Source organism: Aerococcus sp. HMSC10H05, assembly GCF_001806975.1.
GTDB classification, from domain to species: domain Bacteria; phylum Bacillota; class Bacilli; order Lactobacillales; family Aerococcaceae; genus Aerococcus; species Aerococcus viridans_B.
Genome location: NZ_KV786964.1, coordinates 19855 through 38322, shown reverse-complemented (window position 1 = coordinate 38322; position 18468 = coordinate 19855). Strand labels below are relative to the sequence as shown.

The window sequence follows — 18468 nt, the reverse complement described above, 5'->3', positions numbered from 1 at the left end:
AATTTTGCAAGATCACAATGTAAGGCTCCTAATTTATTTCCTCATGCGACATCAAGAGTATCTTGATATGCTGCAATGTTATTGAATATAAAAATAACCCCGCGTAAGTTAAACCTTACACGGGGTTTTCTCGTCTGAATATTCAATTTGTAACATATTGACAGGGATTACATGTGAATTGGCAGACCCAATAATCCTTCAGCTGCATCCATTACAGCTTCTGATAATGTAGGGTGACCATGAATTGTTAAAGCGATATCTTCTGCGTTCATGCCAGCTTCGATGGCTAATCCAACTTCAGCCATCACGTCTGATGCTGAAACACCAACCATTTGTGCACCGACTAATACATCATCTTCTTTAGTAGCTACTAAACGAATGAAACCTTGACCAGCATTTAATGATAATGCACGACCATTACCAGCTAATGGGAATTTCACAGTTTTTACATCTAAACCTTGCTCTTTTGCTTCTTTTTCAGTTAAACCGTAAGATGCTAATTCAGGCGTAGTGTAAGCTACAGATGGCATTACTTTGTAGTCAATAGCTGCTGGTTTACCAGAGATTGCTTCTGCTGCAATCTTACCTTCATAAGATGCTTTATGTGCTAATGCAGCGCCTGGCGTAATATCACCAATTGCAAAGAAGTTTTTCACTGAAGTGCGACCTTGGTTGTCAACTTTTACTAAACCACGATCTGTTAATTCAACACCTACAGCTTCTAAACCTAAGTCTTCTGTATTGGCACGGCGACCTACAGATACTAATACGTAGTCAGCAGTGATTTCTTTTGCTTCACCTTTCACTTCGTATTTAACCGTTACTGAATCACCATTGTCTACAGCTTCTTTAGCCATAGCGTTAACTGCTGTTTCGATACCGATGTTTTTCATTTCTTTCTCTACAACTTTTACCATATCTTTTTCAAATGTTGGTAATAATTGTGGAGAGCCTTCTAAGATAGTTACCTTAGAACCTAGGTTAGCGTATGCCATACCTAATTCAGATCCGATAACTCCTCCACCGATAACAACTAAGCTTTCAGGTACTTCTTCAAAGTTTAAAGCACCAGTTGAATCTACTACGCGGCCACCAAATTTGAATCCTGGGATTTCAATTGGTGTAGATCCAGTTGCAACGATAGCATTGTTGAATGAGTATAATTGATGAGAGTCATCTGCACCCATTACAGTCAATTCATTTTCGTTGTTGAAGTACGCTTCACCACGGATGATTTCAACTTTATTCTTCTTAAGTAACATTTCAACACCAGAAGTTAAAGTATTCACCACAGTATTGTTCTTCCAGTCTTGTGTTTTTTTGAAGTCTAACTTAACGTCACTAGAAGTTACACCAAAGACAGCATCGCCACCTTTAGCATTATGGTAAGCATGACCTGCTTGGATCAAGGCTTTAGATGGAATACATCCAACGTTTAAGCAAACACCACCAATGAACTCACGTTCAATGATAGCTACTTTTTGACCCATTTGTGCGGCACGGATGGCAGCTACATAGCCACCAGGTCCAGAACCAATTACAACTGTATCTAATTCAATTGCGAATGCGCCTACTACCATTCTAAAATCATCCTTCCATTAATAATAATTCAGGGTCAGCCATTAAACGAGCGATTTCATTAAGCGCTTGTTGACCAGTTGCACCATCAACGATACGGTGGTCAAATGTTAATGATAACTTCAATACACGACCGGCAACAACTTCACCGTCAGCATTGACTACTGGTTCAGGTTTAATTGCACCGAAACCTAAGATTGCTGTTTCTGGGTAGTTTAAGATTGGTGTAAAGAATTCCCCACCAACAGAACCGATGTTAGAGATGGAAACTGTTCCGTCAGCCATATCTGGTCCTTTAAGTTCGCCAGCATGTGCTTTTGCAGCATTTTCGTTAATGATATCAGCGATATCGAACATTGAACGAGTATCTGCGTTCTTGATGTTTGGTACGTAAAGACCTGCATCTGTATCTGTTGCAATACCAATGTTGTAGTAATATTTATGTACAAACTCTTGGTTTTCATCGTCAATTGACGCGTTTAATTGTGGATATTTCTTAACTGCTGCAATTAATGCTTTCACTGCATATGGTAAGAAGGTTAATTTAGTACCGCGTTCAGCTGCAACGTCCTTGAACTTCTTACGGTGATCCCATAATTTAGAAACTTCAACATCTTTGAATAATGTAACAGATGGCGCTGTATGGTTAGCAGTATCCATTGCTTTAGCGATTGCTTTACGCATTGGTGTCATCTTGATACGTTCTACGCGGTCTGAATTATCAGCAACTGCTGCTGGTGCTTTCTTAGCTGGTTTATCAGCAGTTTGTGCTGTTTCTTGTGCTGTTTCAGTAGCTGGTGATGCTGCTTGTGAACTATCAAAGTTCGCAACGTCTTCGCGTAACACACGACCGTTTTTACCAGTACCTGTAACTGCTGTAATATCAACACCTTGCTCGCGAGCAAATTGGCGTACAGATGGCATTGCTAAGACACGTTTATTAGGGTCTGATGCTACTGGTACATTGCCTGCTGATGAGTTTGTATTTACATCTGCTGCAGGGTCTGATGCTTTTGCTTCTTGTGCTGGTGATGCTGGTGTAGAAGTTGGTGCAGATGCTTCTTGGTTGTGACCTGGTGCATCAATTTCAGCTAATACGTCACCAACATTGGCAACCGTTCCAGCTTCAACTAAGATACGTACAATCTTACCAGTTACAGGAGATGCAACTTCTTCAACAGATTTATCATTTTGAATTTCTACTAATGAATCTTCTTCATTGACTTCGTCGCCTTCAGCAACTAACCAAGAAACGATTTCACCTTCAGCCATACCTTCACCTACGTCTGGTAATGTGAATTGGTATACGCCACCACCTGTTGCAGGTGCAGCTGATGCTTCCTCTTGAGGTGCTGCAGCTTCTGCTGCTGGTGCTGCTGATGCCGCATTGTCTTCTAATCCTTCACCTTCAAAAGTGATTAATGGTTTACCTACAGTGGCAACATCACCTTCACTGTAATGTAATTCAGTTACTTTACCTGAAACTGGTGAGTAAATTTCTTCAACTGATTTATCATTTTGGATTTCAACGATTGGATCTTCTTCATTTACTTGGTCGCCTACAGCTACTAGCCATGAAACGATTTCGCCTTCCGCCATCCCTTCGCCGACATCTGGTAAATTAAATACAAAGGCCATATTTGTTATTCATCCCTTCTAATTTGCGCTTAAAGTTTTATTTAAACAAGTTATAAAGGGGCAAAGAGTAAGATACTCCTTACTCTTTACCAGCTTATTTTAATCGATTATTTACCTGTAATTTCGTTAGTCGCCGCTACAATATCAGTCGCATTTGGTAACCAAGCATTTTCAGCCATACCGAATGGGTAAACTGTATCAGGCGCAGCTACAACTCTAATAGGTTCTTCTAGAGATAAAATGCTTCGTTGAGAAATTTCTGAAGCCACTTTATCCGCTACACCTGCTTGACGTTGTGCTTCTTGTACAATCACTACGCGACCAGTTTTTTCAACTGATTTTGTAATAGTTTCCATATCGAGTGGAGAAACTGTACGTAAGTCAACGATTTCAGCAGATACGCCATTCTTACCTAATTCTTCAGCAGCTTTAATTGCTTCACGAACCATGTATCCATAAGCGATGATTGTCACATCAGAACCTTCTTGAACTACATTAGCTTTACCAAGCTCCAACTCATATTGTTCTTCAGGAACTTCTTCACGGAATGAACGGTAAAGTTTCATATGTTCTAAGAATAGTACAGGGTCATTGTCACGGATAGCAGCAGTTAATAAACCTTTTGCATCGTATGGGCTTGATGGGATAACTACTTTCAATCCAGGTGTTTGTGCCATTAAACCTTCTAGGGAGTCTGCATGCATTTCTGGTGTATGTACACCACCACCAAATGGTGAACGAATTGTAATTGGTAGGTTACGCGTTTGTCCCATACGGAAACGCGTACGGTTCATTTGACCAGCTAATGAGTCAAATACTTCGAAGACGAAACCAAAGAATTGAATTTCCATTACTGGACGGAAGCCATGTAATGCCATACCAATCGCCATACCACCGATAGCTGATTCAGATAATGGTGTATCGCTTAACCGTTCTTCGCCATATTTGTCAAATAAACCTTTAGTCGCACGGAAAACCCCACCATTTTTACCAACATCTTCACCAAAGATATATATTTTTTCATCACGAGCCATTTCTTGGTCTAGTGCTTCAGTGATCGCTTCGATCATTGTTAAGTTAGCCATAATTATTTAGCCTCCTTTGCTGAATATTCTTCAATTTGTTCTTGAATATTTTGTCCAGGCACTTCAAACATGTTTTCTAAGAATTGCGTAATCGTTTGTTTAGGTGCCTTGTCAGCTTCTTTAGCAGCTTCTTTGATTTCTTCACGAACTTGTTCTACGTATTCATTTTCGATTTCTTCAGACCATAGACCCTTACCTTCTAAGAATGCACGCATACGGATTAACGGTTCACGTTTAGTCCAGCTATCGATGTCTTCTTGCGTACGGTAAATCTTAGGATCATCACCTGAAGTAGAGTGAGCACCTAAACGGTTTGTAACTGTTTCAATTAAAACAGGTCCATTACCAGCTAATGCCCATTCACGTGCTTGTTTAGAAACTGCGTAAACTGCTAAAGCATCGTTACCATCTACCTGAACACCAGGGATACCTACAGATACTGCTTTTTGCGCTAATGTTTCAGCACCAGTTTGTTTATAACGAGGAGTTGAAATCGCAAAGCCATTGTTTTGGATAAAGAATACTAATGGGACTTTATAACGTGAGGCATAGTTCATACCTTCATATACGTCACCTTGTGATGAACCACCGTCACCTGTATATGTAAATGTTACAGCTTTGTCACCATTTAATTTTTGTGCACGTGCAGACCCCATCGCTTGAATGTATTGTGCACCGATGATGATTTGTGGTGGCATGGCATTTAGATCAGCTGGATAGTTGTTACCTTCAACATGTCCACGAGACCATAAGAATCCTTGAGAGATTTTTAAACCATGAGCGATTAATTGAGGGATATCACGATAGCCTGGGAACAACCAGTCATCTTTCGTAAATGCAAAAGAACTTGCCATTTGAGAAGCTTCTTGACCTAAAGTAGGTGCGTAGAAACCTAATCGACCCTGTTTTGCCAACGCCATTGAGCGTTCATGAAGTGTACGTGAGAAAACCATACGTTTCATTAACTCAACTAATTCTTCATCTGATAAATCAGGCATAATGTCAGGATTAACAACATTTCCATCTTCATCTAAAATTTGAACCATTTGAAATTGAGCACTGATAGCATCTAGCTGTGCTTCATAATCCACTGGTAATTTAGCCATTTGTATCACATTCCTCTCTTTTATAAAAATGCCACAAACTATTGTCAATCTGTGTTATTTTATTTACCTTACTGATTAACCTTATCAAAACATGCGAGCCTTTTCAATCCTTTTGCAATTTTTGCAGCAAAATCTATTATAATACAGAAACCGTTTTTAGAAAACCCTTCCATTTTGATTTTTATAGTATTCCTTATCTTTTTCCATCACTAAGCTATTTTCAACGTTTTTTAAAATCGATTGTTTTAGTGGTGTTTTTTAACTGTACTAGTTGCTGTTCGACTTCTGTTTTATTTTGTGGATGATTTTACATAGGGTCGTATTTTTGCATTCAGAGTCTTTATATGAGAAAATATATCAGTTATGATAGAAGAAAAGGAGTTGTTCAGATGATTACTATGGATGACATTATTCGCGAAGGGCATCCTACCTTACGTAAGAAAGCTGAGAAAGTCACTTTCCCAGTTTCTGATGACATTCGTCAGTTAGCTGATGATATGATGACATTTTTACGCAATAGCCAAGATGAAGTGTTAGCCGAAAAATATGGTTTACGTGGTGGCGTTGGCCTGGCTGCCCCTCAATTAGATGTATCTATTCAAATGACAGCATTACTAGTGCCAGATTTGGTGGATCCAGAAAATGCAGAACCGTTATTAAGCGGTGTATTTCTAAATCCGCGCATTGTCAGCCACTCAGTTGAAGGTGTTTGTCTGCGCGAAGGTGAAGGCTGTCTGTCTGTCGACCGCGATGTACCAGGTTATGTCCCTCGCCATGCCCGTATCACTGTGACTTACAATGATATCGATGGTAATGCTTACAAAAAACGTTTCTCTGGCTACCCAGCCATCGTATTGCAACATGAGATTGACCACTTAAATGGTATCATGTTCTATGATCATATTAATGAAGAAACGCCCTCCACTCTTGATGAGCACACACACCTACTAGGTGATGAATAATTTACCTTTATTAAAAAAATGATGTCTGCACTTTATGCTGACATCATTTTTTACTTTTTGAAATATTATCTTGAATATGTGCTAGCATCTCAACTGCTACACCAATTTTACTTTGCTTTTCTAGCGTGCGCTCACTATCTTTGGTGATTAAAGTCACTTGATTGTCATCTGCATTGAAACCGATTGTTTGGTCTGAAACATCATTGGCTACAATCATATCGACCCCTTTTTTAACCAACTTATTGCGGCCATACTCAATGACATTTTGCGTTTCCGCAGCAAATCCCACCATATAATGCCCTGCTTTAGGCAAGCTTGCTAAAATATCAGGATTCTCCGTTAATTGAATTGACAGTCCATCTTGGTTAGAGAGTTGGTCCTTCTTCATCTTTTGATTAACTGGGTTAGCTGACCGGTAGTCAGAAACAGCAGCAGACATGATAACGATATCCTTGTCTGTAACATGGGCATGCATCTTATCATATAATTCTTGAGCCAATTTGACAGTCACCACTTCAATGCCAGGTAAAACGGGTAAGTTTTTAGCATTTTCTGTGCGCACTAACGTTACTTGGCCGCCAGCAAGCAAAGCGACATTGGCAATCGCTAATCCCATTTTCCCGGAGGAACGGTTGGTCAAGAAGCGGACGGGATCCAATTTCTCTGTTGTTCCGCCAGCAGATACAAGTAATCGGTATCCCGTTAGATCAAGTGTCTTCGCTTGTTTATTGATCGTAATAAAGGCCAATAGGGATTGGAATATTGCTTCAGGAGCCGGCATCCGGCCCTTACCTTCATAGCCCTCTGCTAAGAAACCGGTATCTGGTTCAACTACCGTGTGACCGTCTAAACGAAGTTGGTCAACATTACGTTTTGTCGCTGGGTTGGCCCACATTTTCTCATTCATTGCTGGCACAAATAAAAGTGGCGAATCAAGCGCCAGCATCATAGAAAGTGCTTCATTATCCGCGATACCGTTGACAAATTTCGCCATTGTATTCGCGGTTGCTGGCACAACGATGGCGTAGTCAGTCCAATCGGCTAAAGTGATATGGGCAACTGTGTCTGGACTTTGAACGTCTTCTACTAATGGTGGATATTTGGTGAGCACTTCAAAGGTAAATGGCGTAACAAATTGTTTCGCAGACGGTGTCAAAGCCACGCGCACATTGGCCCCCGCTTTAATGAGGGTGCGGACAAAATCGGGTACTTTATACGCAGCAATGCCTCCTGTGACAACGACTGTTAAATTTAATCCTTTAAGCATGATCTCCTCCACTTTCTTATTGAACTACTCTCCCGTTAAAATGCCTACGACAGTCGCTTTCATATCTGCAACTGTAGATACACGGTTGTGACGTACTTCTGCTGTTTGAATTTCCTTGATAGCCTTTGGATAATCGCGATTACCTGCAGTTTTAATGTTGGCCACTAATTCATCATCAGAAGCATTTTCTACATCTTGTCCAATGGCTGTTAAAACAGCTTGCGGGAATTTGTATGGGCTAGCGGTTGATACAACAACACTTGGGCCACTTAAGGTATCTTTCGCTTTCAATTTTTGTAAACTTGCTGAAGCTACCCCGGTATGTGGGTCCATTAAGTAGTCGTATGCTTGGTAAACTCGGTCAATTTCTGCTTTAGTCTCTGCTTCATCAGCGAATTCACCAAGGAAATCAGCAAATTTTTCGCTTACATCAGCTGGAAATTCGTAGCGCCCTTTTTCATCTAGGTCATTCATTAAGGCAGATAATTGTGCCACATCATCACCTAGCGCATGGAATAACATTCGCTCGAAGTTACTTGAAACTAAGATGTCCATTGATGGCGAAATCGTCAATTTAAATTCACGGTTTTTATCATAAACACCTGTATTAAAGAAGTCGTATAAGACAGTGTTATCATTTGAAGCACAAACCAATTTACCCACTGGTAAACCTAATTTTTTCGCATAGTAACCGGCTAGAATATCTCCAAAGTTTCCTGTTGGTACCACAAAATTAACGGGACTACCCGCTTCAATTTCTTCATATTTCACTAATTGGGCATAGGCATAGAAATAATAAACAACTTGAGGAATCAAACGCCCGATATTCATTGAGTTTGCTGAAGAGAATTGGATATTTTTTGCTGCTAAATCAGCGCGTAAAGTTTCATCATTAAATAGACGTTTCACTTCAGTTTGGGCATCATCAAAGTTCCCTTCAATCGCTACAACAAATGTATTATCTCCTTTTTGAGTAATCATTTGTTTTTCTTGAATAGTTGATACGCCTCCTTGAGGATAGAAGACAATGATTTTGGTACCAGGAACATCTGCGAAACCGGCCATAGCAGCCTTACCAGTATCTCCTGATGTAGCTGTCAATATCGCAATTTCTTTATCGTTATTATTCATTTCAGCCGACTTCTTCATTAAATGCGGTAAGATTTGTAAAGCCAAGTCTTTAAAGGCAATTGTTGGCCCGTGGAATAATTCTAAATAATAATCTTCACCCACTTTAGCCAGTGGTGCGATAACATCTGTATCAAACTTTTCGTCATACGCAGCATCAATACAGGCTTTTAAATCAACTTCTGAGAAATCATCAAAAAAGATAGACATCACAAAATAAGCTAATTCCTGATAAGTCATTTCCTTTAGTTCAGACCAGTTTATGTCAATATTTGGCCATTCCGTCGGGACATAAAGCCCACCATCAGTTGCTAAACCTTGAACAATAGCTTGTGAAGCAGTGGCAATATTTTCCTGGTTTCGTGTACTTTTAAATTGCATCATATTCCTCCTAAGCGACTCGTTTTACCCTTTTGATCCATACCAGTCACTCTTTATATTTGCTTCATTTTACCATAGAAGGTCCATTTATGGCAGTGTAGGCTACCTTTTCTCATCATACGCTATTAGAAAATCCATCCAAATAATGGCGTGTTTTTAGGTTGAAATAGATTTTATTACTCATATATGTTAATATAAAATGTGTTTCTAATTTTTTAAATTGTAAGAAACGTCAATACAAACGTATATACTCAGGAGGTATTTGAATGAAATTTACAGCTCAAAAACGTGATGGCTCTGGTACTTCAGCAGCTAAACAATTACGTAAAGAAAATTTAGTTCCAGGCGTTGTATACGCAAGTGACTTAGATCCGATTAACATCTCAATGTCAGTTTCTGATGTAGAACAAATTCGTCGTGAATTAGGTCTTAACTCAGTATTTGATTTAGAGTTAGATGGCGAAACTCGTACAGTATACGTACGTGAAATTTCACAATCTGCGTTGAAACCAACTATCTACAACATTTCTTTACAAGCAATCAAAAAAGGTCAAAAACTTGAAATGCCATTATCTATCGTTGTTGTCAACGAAGATGCTTTAGCAGATAAAGAAGGTGTAGCATCTACTACAACACTTGAAATTGACGTTATTGCTGACCCAGCAACTGCACCAGATTCAGTTGAAGTTGACGTTACAGGTTTAGCTATCGGTGATTCAGTAACTGCTGGTGAGTTAAACCTTGCAAGCGATATTGAGTTAGTAACTGATGCTGAAGAAGTTATTGTAGCGATTTCTGCGCCAGTTGAAGAACCAGAAGAAGTAGATCCAGATGCTGAAGTTGCTGAACCAGAAGTAATCGATGAAAAAGAAGGCAAAATTGTAGAAGATACTGAAAACTAAGATTTTTTCAATGTCTTATACTAGCCAAAACCGGTGTGGTTGATTTCTCACCGGTTTTTTTGTCTGATTCATCTTTTCTTTTTGTCCAGAAGGCTTTAGTAAATCTTCTAGCAAATCCATTAAAAAACAGGTTGGTGCTTGTATATGTCACCAGCCTGTTTTACTTTATTATATTTATTTGTCAACTAGGATAATTTTCTTATTTGTTTTGATTAGTAGGTAAGAAATAACATAGCACGCGATCCAGGTTGCGAGTCCTGACATCGTATTCATCACACCTGAATATACCCAAGGACTCATGCCCTCTGGTGCAAATTGCCCCCAAAAGGCTACCCCAGCTAGAAAATGAACAAAATATTCACAAAAAATGGCTATAAAAGTCGCTAAACCAACATATAGTAAAAGATTTTTTTCTTGGTTGTTTTTTGCTGCTTCTTGAATTTTTAGGGCAAAAATACCTGCTAATCCAGCTAACACAAAAGCAAAAATATATTCAATAATACCTTGTATTGGCGTTAAAATACTGGCAAATCCAGAAATAAATTTAATCAGGCCTAACAAGAATCCTGACAATAAACCTGCACGAAGCCCTCTTCTAAATGCTAGAATATAAATAATAGCTAATGAAATTTGGACCCCAAAACTTGGCCCAATTTCAATTGGTATCAGCGATACTATAAAAGCAATAACAGCTGCAATAGCGGCCTCGATATTTTCATTCAACTTAACTGATCTCATTCTTCTTCTCCATTCTTTTGTAGGCACAGTGAAAACTGATTTGAAATGGTATCAGAGTAAATAAAAAAATCGCATCTATCACAATTGTGACAAACACGACCGCTCAATGTATTCAACGATTTAACGCATTAAATCATTCACCAACAAATGGCTATTGAACACTTCCTTACGCCAGTATAAACCGGATCAAGTTATGAGGGTCTGTCTTTAAACATCTCAGCAAAAGCTCCCCTAGTGCATACAAGTATATCATTTCTTATAGTATATGCTAATATTGTATTTTTAGCAAGTGGTAACCGCAAACATTTCATAATCATTCAGACTTATTGTATAATGAGATTGAGCGCTGGTTCATCAAAACCACACTATTGTATATATATCATCAATATGATATATTTTTAGGAAATTATTTATGCATTCTATTATTTAGAGGTCTATGGGGGGATGAAATTTGAAGCTATTTTTTTCGGATAAAGCGATCAATCAATTACAATCATTATCACAATTTGAACATATTTGTTTAAATGATACACAGTATTTACATATTTCTGATGGACAAGAAATCGACTTGGTTTTACGGACGAATGAGACAGATTTTTCTGCTTATGATGATATCTTGGAGACCCATATTGGCCAAGTTCACGTGAGAGAGAATGCATTAAAATTTTTAGGCCACGACAACCGCATTGATTTTGATGATTTCAGACAAGCCTTTGTGTTAATTGTTGATGGTCATGTGATGAACGATGACATTTACCTACAAAAAGCGTCATAATAGATGATTCTCAAGCGAAACGGGCTAGGACTACTGGTCCGTTTCTTTATTAAAAAAAGGAGTAAATATGTCTCAAAACCAATTCCAAGCATACTATAAAAAGTCTCGGCAAGAACGTATCGATATTTTAGTCAATCAGCAACAAATTACCGAGGACCAAGGCGCATTTTTAAAGAATGGTGAGGGGTTAACGAATGAAATTGCCGATAATATGATTGAAAACGCCCTCTCTACCTACCGACTTCCTTATGGTCTAGGACTCAACTTCCTAATTAATAATCGAGAAGTCCAAATTCCTATGGTTACTGAGGAGCCATCTGTCATTGCGGCTGCATCAAATGGTGGGAAAATCGTCCAACAAGCTGGTGGTTTTAAAGCGCAAGTGAACCAACGTCTGATGACTGGACAAATCGCTTTTACGGGTGTAGAACATGAAAGCCAAGCCTTAGATTTTGAAAAATGGGTAGCTGAAGTTTCTAATAACCTACTAGCTGTCGCTAACGATGCCTACCCTTCTATTGTTGAGCGTGGTGGTGGTGCAAAATCGATTCGCTCTCACTACTACCCTACAACAGCCGATAATGCCTCTTTTTTCGTTATATACCTAACAATCGATACAAAAGAAGCCATGGGGGCAAATATGATGAATACTATGTTGGAGGCTTTAAAGACCTATATCTTAAATCATGTGGATTTTATTCCTGGCCTTGAAGGTTTGATGGCTATTCTATCAAATTATGCGCTGGAGGCAACCGCTACGGCAACTTGTGAGATTCCGGCTCATCTACTAAATAAGGGAGATGTTCAAGGAACTGAAGTGGCTAGAAAAATAGCCTTAGCAAGTCAACTGGCACAAGTGGATGTATACCGGGCAACAACCCACAACAAAGGTATTATGAATGGTTTAGATGCTTTTGTATTAGCTACTGGTAATGACTGGCGGGCCGTTGAGGCGGGTATACATGCCTATGCGACCAGAGACGGACACTATCGTGGATTGGCTATGTGGTCATACAATGCTGATCGTGAATTGCTCACTGGCACACTCACCCTACCTTTAGCTTTAGGTGCTGTAGGCGGGTCTATCGGTATCCATCCAACGGTTCAAGTAACGAAATCAATCCTTGGCCAAACAGATGCTAAATCATTGATGGAAATTGCTGTATCACTTGGGTTAGCCCAAAATTTTGCAGCAATCAAAGCCCTGGTTTCTGAAGGGATCCAAGCTGGTCATATGCAATTACAGGCTAAATCTCTAGCCATCCAAGCCGGTGCACAGGGTGACCAAGAAATTAATCAATTAGTATCTGCCTTAGAAAAAGCTAACCATAAAAACTTGGCGACTGCTAGTGCATTATTAGAAAAATTACGAAATATATAAAAAAATCGTTACCCACTTGAAGTTAAGCACACTTCTTGTAGGTAACGATTTTCTTTATTTATATAGTCGTTTATGATCTTCAACACCAGCCAATTGGAATCGTTCTTCATCATCAGCTAGCACTAATTGACTACCGTCAGTCGGCAGTTCTTCTTGGAAAATCAATTCATAATCAGCAACAGATAATTGTACCCGGTTATCTAACATTGCTTCGTGGCTATCTACTGCTAGCATATCTTTATAACCTTCTACTAAAGTAATGGAGAAGAATTCACCAACTGCTCCTGAACCATAAGAATACAATCCAATGGCGTCTCCGGCTTTAAGATTTTGACTTTGGTCTAACAAGGAAATTAAGCTTAAATATAGGGAACCCGTGTAGATATTCCCAACGCGTTTATTATAAACACGGCTTGCTTCAAATTGGTCTATTAGACTAGCTTGTTTAGCTTCATCCACTTCTGGCAATAATTGGCGCAAGCCTTTTAGCCCCATTTTTGAATATGGTAAATGGAATGCCAAAGCTTTAAAATCATCTAAGGTTTTGTTGCTACGCTTTTTATACTCCGTCCAAACAGTTTCAAGATAAGCAAGATACTGCTCATTAGAAAACTGCCCGTCTACTTGTGCATAAGCGGAATAGTTTGGTCGCCAAAAGTCGTAAATATCACCAGTGTAAGAAACCGCATCATCATTGATGACTGCCACACGAGGATCTTTACTGATTAGCATCGCCACTGCACCTGCACCTTGCGTTGATTCTCCTGAAGTATTCAAGCCATATCTAGCAATATCAGTTGCAATCACCAACACTTTTGACTCAGGATGACGAGCGACATGGGATACTGCAGTTTGAAGACCTACAGTTGCTGCATAACATGCCTCTTTCATTTCAATCGCACGGGCAAATGGGTTAATCCCTAAAAGCTGGTGTACATGAACTGCCATTGCTTTTGATTGGTCCACACCTGATTCTGATCCAACTATAATAAAATCAATAGACTCTTTATCTTCTGCTGTTAATATTGGCCAAGCCGCGTTAGCGGCCATTGAAACTGGATCTTGGGTTAAGGGGGCTACCGCTTGCTGGGTTTGACCTAAACCAATTGTAAACTTCGCTGGCTCGACATCTCTAGCTTCAGCCAGGTCTTCCATATCCACATAGATATGTGGTGTGAAGAAATGTAGTTTATCTATACCAATATTCATATTTGTTACTCTCCCAACATCATTTTTTACGGATAACGTAATTTATCACTGTTCATTCTATCATAGTTTCCTCTCTCTATCCGCATTTGTAGCATTCTTAAGAAATTCTGAACATTTTTTCATGAAAAAAGAGAGACACAACAGAGTTGTCATGCCTCTCCTAGATGGAAACTGTCTGGTCAATTTGGCGAATACTTTAGTTACAGGTCATTATTTGTCAAAATGTTTTATTTTGACACGACGTCAGCAGCGTCAAAATATTCTACTGCGTTGTTATAAGAAACGTTCGTAATTAATTTTTCTAATAATGCTTCATCATTAGGAATTTCACCACGTTCAACCAAGTCACCGATGTAGTCGCAGAATAAACGACGGAAGTATTCGTGACGTGTGTAAGAGATGAATGAACGAGAATCCGTCAACATACCAACAAAATTCATGAGTAAGCCACCTTCAGCTAGGGCTTTGAATTGTTTCAACATACCGTATTTCGTATCGTTGAACCACCAACCTGAACCTAATTGCACGCGACTCTTGATGCCTTTGTCATTAGATTGGAAGTTCGCTGCAGTGGTTGCTGCTAAGTCAAAGTATGCTGGGTTTAATGGGTAAAGAATAACTTTAGGCAATTCGTTTGTTTTATCCATTTCGTTTAATAAGCCGTTTAAAGCTTCAGCAACATGCGTTTGGTCGTTGATTGAGTCTAGACCAGCGTCTGGACCTAATTGTTTAAATAAGCGCTCAGAGTTATTACGGATTGCCCCAAAGTGGAATTGCATCACAAAACCTTTAGCATTGTAAATTTTACCTAATTCACGTACTAATGCGGTTTGGAATTGACCATATTCATCTTCTGAAATGGCTTCACCGTTCACAGCTTTTGTAAAAACGGCTTCTGCATCTTCATTCGTTGCTGGACGGAATACTAATTTCGCTAAACCGTGGTCAGAAATGTTTGAACCGTGGTCAGCAAAGTATTGAATACGGTCTTCTAGAGATGCCACTAATTTAGCAAATGAATCAATTTTAATGCCGTTTGCCTTTTCCATTTTTGGTAAGAAGTCAATGAATTTTTGTTCGCCAACTGCAAAAGCTTCATCAGGACGGAAACCTGGCACAACAGTAACATCAAATGTTTCGTCTTCCGCAATTTGTTTGTGGAATTCTAATGTGTCATAAGGGTTATCCGTTGTACAGATAAATGTGACATTAGAATTTTTAATTAATTGACGAGCAGTTAAGTTTTCGTCTTTTAATTTTTGATTAGCTGCATCATAAATCTCTTTCCAGTTATCAGCAGATAACATTTCGTCAACGTCAAAGTAACGTTTTAACTCTAATGCAGTCCAGTGGAATAAAGGGTTCCCTACTGTATTTGGAACAGTTTCAGCCCATGCTTGGAACTTCTCTTCATCTGAAGCATTCCCAGTAATTTTCTCTTCTGGAATCCCCATTGCCCGTAGTCCACGCCATTTATAATGGTCGCCACCTAACCATAATTCAGTAATATTTTTGAATGTATAGTCTTCAGCGATTTGTTGTGGTGATAGGTGACAGTGGTAGTCAAAAATTGGTTGGTTTTCAGAATAAGTATGATACAAATGTTTTGCAGTTTCACTTTGTAACATAAAGTCTTCATTAATAAAAGCCATCTTGTAAAGTTCTCCTTTCGATTGAAAAATAGTTGCCTAACGACTTACATCGAAGCCTTCATCACTATTCATTAATTGGTGAACATCGCTTAGCGTCACAATGCCCATATCCCCTGGAATGGTATGTTTCAGTGCAAATGTTGCATTGGCAAATTCAACGCATTCCTTAGGCGTATAGTTTTCTGAATTAATCGCGTATATTAAACCAGCAGCGAAGGCATCGCCTCCACCAATACGGTCAACAATATCTACATCAAACACTTTAGAAGCATAGAGTGTTTTATTCGCATACATATAAGATTGTAAGATATTACGATTTGCGTTAATCACACGACGTTTTGTCAATGCAATCGCTTCTAGGTCATAATAATTACAAATATATTCAAGCGTATCATCTATGTTATCGAAATCATATGGTCGCTTAATATTATTCGTATCCTTATAGTCATTGCCGTCTTCATCCGGAACGAATAAAGGTTCAATACCAAAGCAAATGTCTGCATACGGTAATAATTCTGCCATTTTTTCACGGGCAACTTCAAAATCCCATAGACTTGCACGGTAATTTAAGTCTAGAGAGACTTTTAAACCACGTTTTTTAGCTTCTTGCATAGTAGCCTTGGTTAAATCAAATAAGTTATTTGATAAGGCTGCCGTGATACCAGAAGTATGGAACCAGTTTGCATCTTCAAAAATCAGATCCATATCATAATCATCGATCTTAGATTCTGTAAAAGCGGAATTCTTTCTATCATAAACAATCTTAGACGGTCTAATAGAGTACCCTTTTTCAGCAAAATATATACCTAAACGGTCACCCTGACGTAACATGTAGCCAGTGTGTACCCCATTTTTACGCATAAATTCAATGGCGCTGTTCCCTAATTCGTTATCAGGTACAGCTGTGATAAAACTAGCCCACATACCTAAATGCGCTATAGTAGATGCTATATTCGCTTCAGACCCACCATATGTGACTTCTAATTTTTGCGCTTGAGAAAAGCGTTCGCTGTCATTTGTTGTTAAGCGAATCAAGATTTCTCCAAGCGTCACAACCTTTTTGCGCATATTATTTTCCGCCTTGGATTTCTGCTAATTTATCAGCAAATTTTTGTGCTTCTTCACGACAAGAGTCCGCCCCATCAGCTTTGTAACGTTTAGTTAAAGCTGAACCAACACCAACTGCCCATGCACCATTGTTAATCCAAGTTTCCATGTTGTCGATGTTAACGCCACCTGATGGCATCATTTCAACTTGTGGCAATGGACCATGGACATCTTTAATAAATCCAGAACCTAATACACCACCTGGGAACACTTTAACGATTTCGCATCCTGCAGTTAATGCTTGTTGGATTTCACTTACAGTACCGCAACCTGGTAAGTATGGCACTGTGTATAAGTTACAGATTTCAGCAATTTCAGGCACCCATGTTGGTGAAACGATGAAACGTGCCCCATTTAAGATTGAGATACGTGCAGTAATTGCATCTAAAACAGTACCTGCACCTACAACCATGTCAGTACCCGCAAATTCTTCTGATAAACGAGCCATTACTTTCTCAGCTCCAGGTGTTGAGAAAGTAACTTCGATGTTTTTAACCCCACCTTCGTAAACTGCTTTAGAGATTTCGTAACCTGCTTGTTCAGATTCGCCACGTACTACTGCGAATAAGAAGTTTTTTTGCATTTGTACAACTGTTTCTGCTTTATTTGCCATTTTTATTCCTCCTAAATTGCATACATTGATTTAATTGATGAAATTATGCGTCGTATTTTGCTAATAAGTCTTGGAATTCACCAATCACTTTATCTTGGTATTCACCAGCATATTCTTTGTTGTTGAATTTAGCTAACGCTTCATTACGTAGACGGTCCCACGAGAATTCTTCATTTCCAAATAAGATTGGGTAGTAAAGAACGCCATTTGTTTGCGCTGCTTTTAAGTCACCAGGTGCGTCTCCAACCATTAAGATTTCATCTTTTGCATAACCATGTTTCAATAAGTCAGCAATTGCATCTGCTTTTGAACCAGCTTCTTGACCGTAGATAACGTCAACTGAAGGCATCAAGTCATGACGAGTCCATTCAGATTGTAATGCTTCAGAGTTAGCTGAAGAAACGATGGCTACGTCTCCTGCTTCTGCCAATTTTTCTAAACCTGCTTTAGCACCAGGGAATGGTTCATCGCGTCCAGTAAGTTCGGTATGAATACCTTCATTTACTTTGTTAGACCAGTCTAAAGCTGTCACTAGTGAAGGTTCCTCATTTGCTTCGATAGCTTCTTTTAATGATGCATTTGATAATGAAGTTGCTGAGTTAGCCCAGTCACGTAATGCATCAATATTCATGATGGATTCGCCAGCGGCAGCAGCGTCATCTAAACACATGACCAAAGCTGTAAAACGATTTACACCACGAGTAGATGAAAATAAGTTTACACGATTCCAGTCTTCTTGGAAGGCTTCTTTATTTTCGATCCCAAAAACATCTGCAGCAATTGGTCCGAAAAATTCAAAATGTTTAACGTTCATGGTATCCATTGCACAACCATCTGAGTCAACACAAACTAAGAATTGGTTTTGTTTTGTAAATTCATTTGGTAAAACTGCCATTCATATTCCTCCTATGTTTAACAGAAAAAGGGCTTTGAGCATTGATATGAT

Annotated in this window: 16 protein-coding genes and 1 riboswitch; of the genes, 4 read left to right on the top strand and 12 right to left on the bottom strand. The window is 39.1% G+C overall.

Annotation, left to right across the window (positions count from 1 at the left end; translation table 11 throughout):
* Positions 1-167 precede the first annotated feature (167 nt).
* The 4 genes from lpdA to pdhA form a co-directional block, all read right to left on the bottom strand.
* Positions 168-1580, bottom strand: coding sequence for a dihydrolipoyl dehydrogenase (lpdA, locus tag HMPREF3116_RS02735; protein WP_070467641.1), 1413 nt, complete (start codon positions 1578-1580; stop codon positions 168-170).
* Between the two features lie 7 nt (positions 1581-1587).
* Positions 1588-3216, bottom strand: a complete 1629-nt coding sequence (locus HMPREF3116_RS02730) for a 2-oxo acid dehydrogenase subunit E2 (RefSeq protein WP_070467640.1) — start codon at positions 3214-3216, stop codon at positions 1588-1590.
* Between the two features lie 107 nt (positions 3217-3323).
* Positions 3324-4301: an alpha-ketoacid dehydrogenase subunit beta gene (locus HMPREF3116_RS02725; protein WP_070467638.1), complete on the bottom strand. Its 978-nt coding sequence runs from the start codon at positions 4299-4301 to the stop codon at positions 3324-3326.
* Between the two features lie 2 nt (positions 4302-4303).
* Positions 4304-5413, bottom strand: coding sequence for a pyruvate dehydrogenase (acetyl-transferring) E1 component subunit alpha (gene pdhA, locus HMPREF3116_RS02720; protein WP_102199208.1), 1110 nt, complete (start codon positions 5411-5413; stop codon positions 4304-4306).
* 383 nt (positions 5414-5796) lie between these two features.
* On the opposite strand from pdhA, the gene def reads away from it, so the two are divergent.
* Positions 5797-6369 carry a peptide deformylase gene (gene def / locus HMPREF3116_RS02715; RefSeq protein WP_070467635.1) on the top strand — a complete coding sequence of 191 codons (573 nt, stop codon included), beginning with the start codon at positions 5797-5799 and terminating at the stop codon, positions 6367-6369.
* Between the two features lie 43 nt (positions 6370-6412).
* Here def and coaBC read toward each other — a convergent pair whose 3' ends face one another.
* Both coaBC and thrC read right to left on the bottom strand, forming a co-directional pair.
* Positions 6413-7636 carry a bifunctional phosphopantothenoylcysteine decarboxylase/phosphopantothenate--cysteine ligase CoaBC gene (coaBC, locus tag HMPREF3116_RS02710; RefSeq protein ID WP_070467633.1) on the bottom strand — a complete coding sequence of 408 codons (1224 nt, stop codon included), beginning with the start codon at positions 7634-7636 and terminating at the stop codon, positions 6413-6415.
* Between the two features lie 24 nt (positions 7637-7660).
* Positions 7661-9145, bottom strand: a complete 1485-nt coding sequence (gene thrC / locus HMPREF3116_RS02705) for a threonine synthase (protein ID WP_070467631.1) — start codon at positions 9143-9145, stop codon at positions 7661-7663.
* 266 nt (positions 9146-9411) lie between these two features.
* On the opposite strand from thrC, the gene HMPREF3116_RS02700 reads away from it, so the two are divergent.
* Entirely contained in the window at positions 9412-10047 is a 636-nt protein-coding gene (locus HMPREF3116_RS02700) for a 50S ribosomal protein L25 (RefSeq protein ID WP_070467629.1), read from the top strand.
* 174 nt (positions 10048-10221) lie between these two features.
* Here HMPREF3116_RS02700 and thiT read toward each other — a convergent pair whose 3' ends face one another.
* On the bottom strand, positions 10222-10785 hold the full coding sequence (gene thiT, locus HMPREF3116_RS02695) for an energy-coupled thiamine transporter ThiT (protein WP_070467627.1): 564 nt from the start codon (positions 10783-10785) through the stop codon (positions 10222-10224).
* Between the two features lie 146 nt (positions 10786-10931).
* Positions 10932-11028, bottom strand: a riboswitch (TPP riboswitch).
* 208 nt (positions 11029-11236) lie between these two features.
* Here thiT and HMPREF3116_RS02690 point away from each other — a divergent pair.
* Together HMPREF3116_RS02690 and HMPREF3116_RS02685 are read left to right on the top strand one after the other, a co-directional pair.
* Positions 11237-11560 (top strand): iron-sulfur cluster biosynthesis family protein, encoded by a 324-nt coding sequence (locus HMPREF3116_RS02690; protein WP_070467625.1) that lies wholly within the window; start codon positions 11237-11239, stop codon positions 11558-11560.
* Between the two features lie 67 nt (positions 11561-11627).
* A complete protein-coding gene (locus HMPREF3116_RS02685; RefSeq protein ID WP_070467624.1) occupies positions 11628-12941 on the top strand; it encodes a hydroxymethylglutaryl-CoA reductase, degradative in 1314 nt (437 codons plus the stop codon).
* A gap of 54 nt (positions 12942-12995) precedes the next feature.
* Here the strand turns inward: HMPREF3116_RS02685 and HMPREF3116_RS02680 are convergent, their stop codons facing one another.
* The 5 genes from HMPREF3116_RS02680 to HMPREF3116_RS02660 all read right to left on the bottom strand — a co-directional run bounded on the left by HMPREF3116_RS02680 (position 12996) and on the right by HMPREF3116_RS02660 (position 18417).
* Entirely contained in the window at positions 12996-14150 is a 1155-nt protein-coding gene (locus tag HMPREF3116_RS02680) for a hydroxymethylglutaryl-CoA synthase (protein WP_070467622.1), read from the bottom strand.
* A 227-nt stretch (positions 14151-14377) separates the two neighbouring features.
* A complete protein-coding gene (gene uxaC / locus HMPREF3116_RS02675; protein WP_070467620.1) occupies positions 14378-15802 on the bottom strand; it encodes a glucuronate isomerase in 1425 nt (474 codons plus the stop codon).
* Between the two features lie 36 nt (positions 15803-15838).
* Entirely contained in the window at positions 15839-16870 is a 1032-nt protein-coding gene (locus tag HMPREF3116_RS02670; protein WP_070467618.1) for a sugar kinase, read from the bottom strand.
* Position 16871: 1 nt separating this feature from the next.
* Positions 16872-17522 (bottom strand): bifunctional 2-keto-4-hydroxyglutarate aldolase/2-keto-3-deoxy-6-phosphogluconate aldolase, encoded by a 651-nt coding sequence (locus HMPREF3116_RS02665; RefSeq protein ID WP_070467617.1) that lies wholly within the window; start codon positions 17520-17522, stop codon positions 16872-16874.
* Between the two features lie 43 nt (positions 17523-17565).
* A complete protein-coding gene (locus HMPREF3116_RS02660) occupies positions 17566-18417 on the bottom strand; it encodes an HAD family hydrolase (RefSeq protein WP_070467615.1) in 852 nt (283 codons plus the stop codon).
* Between the last annotated feature and the right edge of the window lie 51 nt (positions 18418-18468).

What these genes read in the sequence shown, in the direction of transcription:
- lpdA (WP_070467641.1), bottom strand. Translation starts at nt 1,580, where the DNA reads ATGGTAGTAGGCGCATTCGCAATTGAATTAGATACAGTTGTAATTGGT.
- HMPREF3116_RS02730 (WP_070467640.1), bottom strand. Translation starts at nt 3,216, where the DNA reads ATGGCCTTTGTATTTAATTTACCAGATGTCGGCGAAGGGATGGCGGAA.
- HMPREF3116_RS02725 (WP_070467638.1), bottom strand. Translation starts at nt 4,301, where the DNA reads ATGGCTAACTTAACAATGATCGAAGCGATCACTGAAGCACTAGACCAA.
- def (WP_070467635.1), top strand. Translation starts at nt 5,797, where the DNA reads ATGATTACTATGGATGACATTATTCGCGAAGGGCATCCTACCTTACGT.
- coaBC (WP_070467633.1), bottom strand. Translation starts at nt 7,636, where the DNA reads ATGCTTAAAGGATTAAATTTAACAGTCGTTGTCACAGGAGGCATTGCT.
- thrC (WP_070467631.1), bottom strand. Translation starts at nt 9,145, where the DNA reads ATGCAATTTAAAAGTACACGAAACCAGGAAAATATTGCCACTGCTTCA.
- HMPREF3116_RS02700 (WP_070467629.1), top strand. Translation starts at nt 9,412, where the DNA reads ATGAAATTTACAGCTCAAAAACGTGATGGCTCTGGTACTTCAGCAGCT.
- thiT (WP_070467627.1), bottom strand. Translation starts at nt 10,785, where the DNA reads ATGAGATCAGTTAAGTTGAATGAAAATATCGAGGCCGCTATTGCAGCT.
- HMPREF3116_RS02685 (WP_070467624.1), top strand. Translation starts at nt 11,628, where the DNA reads ATGTCTCAAAACCAATTCCAAGCATACTATAAAAAGTCTCGGCAAGAA.
- HMPREF3116_RS02680 (WP_070467622.1), bottom strand. Translation starts at nt 14,150, where the DNA reads ATGAATATTGGTATAGATAAACTACATTTCTTCACACCACATATCTAT.
- uxaC (WP_070467620.1), bottom strand. Translation starts at nt 15,802, where the DNA reads ATGGCTTTTATTAATGAAGACTTTATGTTACAAAGTGAAACTGCAAAA.
- HMPREF3116_RS02670 (WP_070467618.1), bottom strand. Translation starts at nt 16,870, where the DNA reads ATGCGCAAAAAGGTTGTGACGCTTGGAGAAATCTTGATTCGCTTAACA.
- HMPREF3116_RS02665 (WP_070467617.1), bottom strand. Translation starts at nt 17,522, where the DNA reads ATGGCAAATAAAGCAGAAACAGTTGTACAAATGCAAAAAAACTTCTTA.
- HMPREF3116_RS02660 (WP_070467615.1), bottom strand. Translation starts at nt 18,417, where the DNA reads ATGGCAGTTTTACCAAATGAATTTACAAAACAAAACCAATTCTTAGTT.